Source organism: Kosmotoga sp., from assembly GCF_982836095.1.
In genome coordinates, this window is the sequence record NZ_CEYIHJ010000056.1 from 1 (window position 1) to 7,343 (window position 7,343).

At 42.0% G+C, this 7,343-nt stretch carries 9 protein-coding genes; 4 read left to right on the forward strand and 5 right to left on the reverse strand.

Annotation, left to right across the window (positions count from 1 at the left end; genetic code table 11):
* Together AC3LHT_RS05235 and AC3LHT_RS05240 are read right to left on the reverse strand one after the other, a co-directional pair.
* Positions 1-651 (reverse strand): FtsW/RodA/SpoVE family cell cycle protein (locus tag AC3LHT_RS05235; protein ID WP_488662181.1); only part of this gene is annotated, 651 nt, incomplete at its 3' end.
* Positions 635-1,555: a TIGR00269 family protein gene (locus AC3LHT_RS05240; protein ID WP_290644895.1), complete on the reverse strand. Its 921-nt coding sequence runs from the start codon at positions 1,553-1,555 to the stop codon at positions 635-637. The genes AC3LHT_RS05235 and AC3LHT_RS05240, both read right to left, overlap by 17 nt.
* Before the next feature lie 93 nt (positions 1,556-1,648).
* Between AC3LHT_RS05240 and AC3LHT_RS05245 the strand changes: the two genes are divergently transcribed.
* Genes AC3LHT_RS05245 through AC3LHT_RS05260 form a run of 4 tightly spaced genes read left to right on the forward strand, consistent with a single transcriptional unit; the run spans position 1,649 to position 4,773 of the window.
* Positions 1,649-2,452 carry a DUF2520 domain-containing protein gene (locus AC3LHT_RS05245; protein WP_290666611.1) on the forward strand — a complete coding sequence of 268 codons (804 nt, stop codon included), beginning with the start codon at positions 1,649-1,651 and terminating at the stop codon, positions 2,450-2,452.
* 1 nt (position 2,453) lies between these two features.
* Positions 2,454-3,251, forward strand: a complete 798-nt coding sequence (gene panB / locus AC3LHT_RS05250; RefSeq protein ID WP_290644891.1) for a 3-methyl-2-oxobutanoate hydroxymethyltransferase — start codon at positions 2,454-2,456, stop codon at positions 3,249-3,251.
* Positions 3,248-4,057, forward strand: a complete 810-nt coding sequence (locus AC3LHT_RS05255; RefSeq protein WP_290666608.1) for a mechanosensitive ion channel family protein — start codon at positions 3,248-3,250, stop codon at positions 4,055-4,057. Before panB ends, AC3LHT_RS05255 begins: the two co-directional genes overlap by 4 nt.
* On the forward strand, positions 4,054-4,773 hold the full coding sequence (locus AC3LHT_RS05260) for a biotin--[acetyl-CoA-carboxylase] ligase (RefSeq protein WP_290644887.1): 720 nt from the start codon (positions 4,054-4,056) through the stop codon (positions 4,771-4,773). The genes AC3LHT_RS05255 and AC3LHT_RS05260 overlap by 4 nt, the downstream gene beginning before the upstream one ends.
* An 8-nt stretch (positions 4,774-4,781) precedes the next feature.
* Here AC3LHT_RS05260 and AC3LHT_RS05265 read toward each other — a convergent pair whose 3' ends face one another.
* The 3 genes from AC3LHT_RS05265 to AC3LHT_RS05275 form a co-directional block, all read right to left on the reverse strand.
* Positions 4,782-5,012: an RNA-binding S4 domain-containing protein gene (locus tag AC3LHT_RS05265; RefSeq protein WP_488662182.1), complete on the reverse strand. Its 231-nt coding sequence runs from the start codon at positions 5,010-5,012 to the stop codon at positions 4,782-4,784.
* Between the two features lie 43 nt (positions 5,013-5,055).
* Entirely contained in the window at positions 5,056-6,504 is a 1,449-nt protein-coding gene (gene gcvPB, locus AC3LHT_RS05270) for an aminomethyl-transferring glycine dehydrogenase subunit GcvPB (protein WP_488662183.1), read from the reverse strand.
* Positions 6,501-7,343 (reverse strand): PLP-dependent aminotransferase family protein (locus AC3LHT_RS05275; protein ID WP_488662184.1); only part of this gene is annotated, 843 nt, incomplete at its 5' end. The genes AC3LHT_RS05275 and gcvPB, both read right to left, overlap by 4 nt.

A 7,343-nucleotide genomic window follows, 5' to 3' on the forward strand; every position in this document is an offset into this window, starting at 1 on the left:
GATTGCCTGTACAGTGTTATACGCGGAGCTCGATGCATATTTTTCGGGATTCATAAAGCTCAAAATTCTATTCATCTGATATTCTTCAAGCCCAAAAAACAAAAGCAAAGGTAAAATAACAAGCCCGACTATCAGTACAATAAGAATCCATTTATCGAATCTTCTACTGAAAAAGGTGATGAAAAACCAGATTCCAAGAATCATCATGGTCATTCCCAGATCAGGCTCTTTGTATATGAGAAACGCGAGTAACCCAGTAATGGCAACCCCTATGTAAAAGTTTTTCCGGGATTCCGAATATATTTTTGCCAGAAAGAGAATTATCACGAACTTTGCCACTTCAGAAGGTTGGAAGCTGACAACACCAAAGTCTATCCAGCGCCTCGAACCAGAAACGGGAGGGAGCAACAATACGATTACTAACAACAGCAAGGAAAGCAACAACAACCATGTAGCAATGGCCTTCCAAAATCTGAAACTAAGTCTGGAAACGACTAAAAACACAGAGAAAGCAAGTGCATCCCAGAACAATTGCCTATAAAACAAACCTGAAAACCTGTTGCCATACGTGGCAGAAAATATCGCCAAAAGCCCAAAAAACATGAGAGCCACCAGATTGAATGGCAGAAAAAGTTTAACGCCCTTTCTCATTTATCCGTTTATTAATCCCTTCTTGTAGTTTGCAAAAGGAACATATGTCCTGAGTCGTGGGATAGCCACAAATGCTGCACTCTTTCAACTCTATTTTCCCTTCCTGGCCAGAAAAAATGTCCTTGACCTTGAAATATTCTGTTAGAAAGCGATGTTTGGTGCCTGGCTGATTAACCTCCAGAATGTTCAAAAGCTCTTTGTATAACATCGAAGAAGCCCCCTTCGAAGCAGGACATTCCACCATGATATAGTCAATGCTTTTCATAAGTGCAAAGGTTGCCACTTCTCTCTCAGTGAGAAGAATCAAAGGTTTTACCTTTGGTGTTAGTTTCGGATGTGTCTTTGGTAAAACGGGATACTGTTTTTCAAGATATCCCAATTGCCAGTGAGTCAGATTTCCAAAGAGCGTTGCAGCTTCATCATCGAGATTGTGTCCCGTGGCTATTACATCATATCCTGATTCGTGTGAAAAGCGGTTCATTATATATCTTTTCACCAGCCCACAAATAGAACAGGTTTTTCTACGCATGATTTTGGCTGCTTCAGGGGTGGAAAGTCCGCCAAGATAATCTCTCACGCTAGAGATAAAAAGTTTAAGACCTCTCTTTTCGGCAAAAGAGACAGCTTTGGTTTTTGAAGTTTCGGAGTATTTGCCAATGCCGAGGTCTATATATAATCCATCGGCTTCATAGCCGAGATTGTTCAACACTTCCCATAGCACAAGACTATCCTTACCTCCGGAAACAGCTACTAGAATTTTCCAATCCGGGCCGAACATCCTATATCTCTTTATGGCCTTTTTTACCCTGGAATAGAAAAACTCTTCATAATGCTCAGGGCAAAGGGCTATGTTGTGCTGCTTTAGATGTATTATCGCTTCTGATGAACATTTTTTGCACTTCAAAATAAATCCTCCTCATGAAAGAAAGTCCTGAGAGCTTTTCAAGCTTCTTTTCTTGTTCCTGATGTATAATTTTAACACCGGAGGAAAAAGAAGATGAGAATATCAGTTGTCGGAATTGGAAAGGCTGGAAGCCTTTTGGCTAGATTTCTTTATAGTAGAGGCTATACCATTTCACACTTGATCAACAGAACAGTTGAGCGGGCAGAGTGGTTGGCTGGTGAGCTATCAGACAGCAAAGCCGGTGGTTTTGAGCTGTTACCAGAACTTGATGGAGTGGTGATAATAGCCACATCTGATTCCGCTATAAGGGAAACCTTTGAGAAAATCTGGAAACTAAATCACAAGCCTGAATATTTCATCCATTTGAGTGGTGCCGTCAGTTCCTACGTCTTTAAAGAAGCAGCTGAAGCTGGAAAGGGAGTTGCAAGTTTTCATCCTAACCTATCCATATCCAGTTTTTCGCTTTCACCCAATATCTTAAAAAAAGTTATTTTTGGGTTGGAGGGCAACGAAAAAGGGACTTCATTCCTGATTTCTCTGGCTGAAAAAGAAGAGCTGAGGTGTGTTAATATTACAACGGAAGGCAAACCACTTTATCATACAGCTGCCGTTTTTAGCTCAAATTTCTCCCAGCTTATGTTGAAGCAAGCAAAAGACTTATATCAGAAAAAACTCGGTTTTACCAACCAGGATGTAGTCGAACTTTTGACTTCATACCTTGAAGGTCTTCTTGAAAAAGTTAAGGCAGGAACCCTTGAGGAATTCAGTGGCCCGGCGGCTAGAAAAGATCAGGAAACACTTGAAATCGAACGGGAACTTTTATTGAAAATCAATCCACAACTGGGCAGGCTTTACGAAGAGCTTTCATGCATGATACAGCATCTCAGAGGTGATTAGTATGAATGTAAAGAAGATCATCAATTCCAAAGGAAAAAAGAAGTTATCCATGGTAACTGTATATAGTTATTTTCAAGCTAAGATGGCCGAAGAAGCTGGAATAGACCTGTTACTTGTTGGCGATTCTTATGCGAACGTAATGCTTGGCTATGAGAATACCCTGCCCGCTTCTATGGCGCACCTTTTACCGGTTGTGGAGGCTGTGAGAAAGGGGGCACGAAATTCCTTTGTTATCGCTGATATGCCTTTTATGTCTTACCAGCCATCCGAAAGTGAAGCGATAAAAAATGCTGGCCTCTTCATAAAAGCTGGTGCCAATGCGGTAAAACTCGAGGGTGGCATTGAAGTTGCGAACCTTGCAAAAAGACTAACGGATTACGGTATTCCGGTTATGGGACATGTTGGGCTTACCCCACAACATGTGAACAGCATCGGTGGTTACTTTGTGCAAGGGCGCAGCGAAAAAAGCGTCAAAAGATTGGTAGAAAGCGTCAATGCTCTTGAAGATGCTGGCGTTTTCGCCATTGTGCTGGAACTCGTGATTGAAGAAGTGGCGAAAACATTGACCGAAGAAGTAAAGGTTCCAACCATTGGTATCGGTTCTGGCAAGTATTGTGACGGGCAGGTGCTTGTATGGCATGACCTTCTGGGTATTAATACTGAATTTAAGCCAACTTTCGTGAAGCACTATGCGAACCTCAGGGAAACAATAGTAGAAGCATTGAAAAAATACAACGAAGAAGTCAAATCTGCGAAATTTCCTTCAGGTGAACATAGTTTCAAGGAGGGAAAAGAATGACTGGCTGGGTTTCCGTATTATCAAAAATAGGAATCAGCCTTTTGCTTCTCCTGGTGGCTTATTATTCCTCGAAATTCGTGTTCAAAGTAATACGAGGTTTTTATTCAAGAAAAGGCGCCACCCTCAAAGCACCTAACACAGTGAAGCTCGTACTGAATGTTTTCTTCTTCTTAATCGCAGCTATGATAATCTTGAGTGTGGTTTTTGAAGACCTTATACCGGTTATAACAGGCATTGGAGTGGGAGGACTTGTCATTGGTATAGCGCTTCAAAAACCTCTTGAAAATGTTATTTCTGGAATATTTTTACTTGTCGGAAGAGTAGTAATTGAAGGAGACGTAGTCAAAATTGGCGAACACAGCGGGGTTGTCGATACGGTAAATCTGAACCATACGATTCTGAGAACTTTCGATGGGAAAAAAGTACTTATCCCCAACACATCGGTGTGGAGTGGTGACATCATTCACTATTGGCCTGGTCCTGTCAGGAGGTTAGAGATGATTGTCGGTCTTCCTTACGAAGTCGATGTTTCCATAGCTCTTGGCATTTTACAAGAAGTTATAGATGAGGAAGAGCTTATTTACAGAGGAGAGGGCGTTTCGAATTTCGTCGTTTTCAACGGATTCAATGCTTCTAGCATTGACTTTAAGCTATATTTCTGGTTCGAAAGAGCCAATTATTTCGATGTTCAAAACAATGTGGCTGCCGGGATATACAAAAAACTGAAAGAAAAAGGCATCAATATACCATTTCCACAATTGGATATACATGTGAAAGAACTTTCTGGCGCAGGAGTGATTCAGTGATTATAGGAGAGGAAATTTATTCCTTCACCGAGTTGCCTTCAACAAACAGATATGCCATGGAGAATCTTTCTAAGTTACCATCAGGCAGTGTTATTTGGGCATTGGAACAAACCGCAGGATATGGAAGGTTTAGCCGCGTTTGGCATTCCAACAATGGAGGACTTTGGTTCAGCATCGTTTTCAAACCACGTTTGCTGAAAGACACCGGATACTACACCAAATTGGTCAGCGTTGGGGTTACCGAATTGCTTCGCGAGCTGGACTGTGAGGCTATGATAAAATGGCCGAATGATGTTTATGTAAATGGGAAAAAAATCGCTGGAATTCTAACCGAAGCAGCAACAGAAGGCGAGAAATTGCTTGGCGTTGTAACGGGAGTTGGGCTCAATGTCAAAAACAGTATTCCACCTGAGCTGTCAAAAGTAGCCATTTCTTTGAAAGAAGTAACCTCAAGAGACTACGATGTGAGTTTTGTATTCAAAAAGCTCTTGAATAAACTGGAAAGCCTTCGTAGGAAATATCTTCAGGTGAGGATGAAAAAGTACTTCATAAGAAAATGGAAAAAATATCTGATACACAAGGTAGGAGACAAAATAAAGGTTAGCCTGCCGAATGGCGAAAAAATCACGGGAATCATTGAGAAGATAAACTCCGAGCACCTGTTGTTGAAAGCAGGTGATGAAACGATAAAGATCACAGCAGGCGAAATCTATTGAAGCCGATATTAAGAGCCACGCTTCTCTTCACTGATGACTTCTACTTCCATATTTTCCATCACTTTCACCACGAGAATTCTGTTTGCAAAATTTATCTGTATTTCATCACCAGAACTGACTTCGCTGGAAGGTTTAACTCTCCTTCCATTTTTCAACACAAACCCCTTATCAATGGCATCTTTTGCCAACGTCCGGCGTTTGATTATTCTGTTTATCTTTAAAAACTTGTCAAGCCTCAAGATTCCACCTCACCAACGGAAAAGGGCCGGTTTACACCGGCCCTTATTTTTCAGCTTTCCAACGCATTATAGGCTTTCTGGAAGCCATGGTTTCATTCAGTCGCCTTACAGGCGTTGAATATGGCGCATTTTTCAGGGTCTCAGGATTATCTCTGGCTTCTTCAAGAATCTTCTCGATAACTTCCGCAAATCTATCGAGGTTATCTTTGCTTTCGGTCTCGGTAGGCTCAATCATAAGAGCCTCATGAACAATGAGAGGAAAGTAAATCGTTGGCGGATGCAATCCATAATCCAGAAGGCGTTTCGCCAGGTCCAGAGTTTTTACGCCAAATTCTTTGACAAGGACGCTTCCATCAAGTACAAACTCATGCTTACAGATTCCGGGATGAGAAGGCGGAATGAGCTTGGAGAGTTTTACTCTCAAGTAATTCGCATTCAGTACAGCCATTTCGCTGGCGAATTTCAGCCCATTTTTGCCCAGCATCCTAATATATGCATAGGCTTTTAAAAGAACTCCAAAATTGCCGTAGAAACTTCTCATCTTTCCAATGCTATCTGGCAAATCATAATCAAGATAATAACCATCATCGTTCAACGCAACCAATGGTGCAGGAAGCAATCCCTTCAATTTTTCCTTAACTCCTACGGGACCACTGCCGGGTCCTCCCATTCCGTGAGGTGTGGAAAAGGTTTTATGAAGGTTGAGATGTACAATGTCAAAACCCATATCCCCAGGTCTAACATGTCCCATAATTGCGTTGAGGTTTGCACCATCATAGTACAGGAGCGTTCCATTGTCGTGCGCGAGTTTGGAAATTTCAAGGATATCCTTCTCAAAAAGTCCAAGAGTGTTGGGATTAGTCAACATTATAGCAGCCACGGTTTCGTCCAATGCTGCCTTCAGATTGCCCAAATCTATCAACCCGGAAGGATTTGACGCAATTTCCACCACATCAAAGCCCGCCATTTTTGCCGACGCTGGATTTGTACCGTGAGCGGAATCGGGAACAATAACCTTCTTTCTCTGGTCTTCTCCCATCAACTCAAAGTATTTTCTTACAATGAGCATCCCAGTGAGCTCTCCGTGGGCACCAGCTGCCGGTTGGAGGGTAAAAACATCCATGCCGGTTATCTCAGCAAGCATTCTTTGAAGCTCATACATGACTTCTAGAGCTCCTTGAATGCTTTCAGTTGGCTGATAAGGATGAAGATATGAAAACCCTTCCAGAGAGGCCATTTCTTCATTCAACCGCGGATTGTATTTCATGGTGCAGGAACCCAAAGGATAAAAACCGTTGTCCACAGAGTAATTTTTTCTTGATAATTCTGTATAATGGCGAACAATGTCCACTTCGCTGTTTTCAGGAAGTTCAACTGCTTTTTTTCGTAAAAGATGCTCCGGAATCTTTGAAAGCGGAGAACTATCATGCAGGGTCTCATCGGGTAATGAGTAACCTTTTCTTCCCGATACGGATTTTTCGAATATCGTCATATTATCTCCTCCAGACGGCCGAGAAGAAATTCGAGATCATCGTTTCGAACGGCTTCAGTGGTGCAAAAAAGAACAGAATTTCCGAGTTCCGGGAAATCTTTCTCAAGTTCCATAGGACCAAGTATTTTGTGTTCCAACAATTTATTATTCAACTCACCCGCAGTTAAAGCTTTTAGCTTCACAGCAAATTCGTGGAAAAAGGGACCAGAAAAGAGTGGAGCCATTCCCTCAATCTCCGATATTCTCTGGAAGAGATAATGAGCTTTATCATAAGATCTTATTGCCACTTCTCTGAGCCCTTCTTTTCCCATCAAACTCATATAAATAGCGGCTATAACAGCGTTATGGGCATGATTCGAACAAATATTGGAAGTGGCTTTCCCTCTTCTGATATGCTGTTCTCTTGTCTGAAGCACCATAACATAGCCCGTTTTTCCATCGACGTCCTGCGTTTCCCCGATAATTCTTCCGGGCATTTTTCGCACGAATTTTTCTCTTGTTGCAAAGAATCCCAACCCTGGTCCACCCAAGCTGGGTGGGTTTCCTAATGGCTGCCCTTCACCCACAACTATATCTGCGCCAAGGCTTCCAGGGGCTTCCAAAACAGACAATGCAATGGGGTTTGCAACCACTATGAACATGACCTTTTCATCGAGAAGCGCTTTTATTTCCCGCAAATCTTCGATGATACCAAAGTAATTTGGATAACCCACAATAACCGCAGAAACATCATCATTCAGGCTATTTTTCAATTTTTTAAGATCTATCTGGCCGGTATTTTCTGAATAAGGGAGCTCTTCAAGTTCAATATTCTGGGCATGGCAATAGGTGCCGGTAAC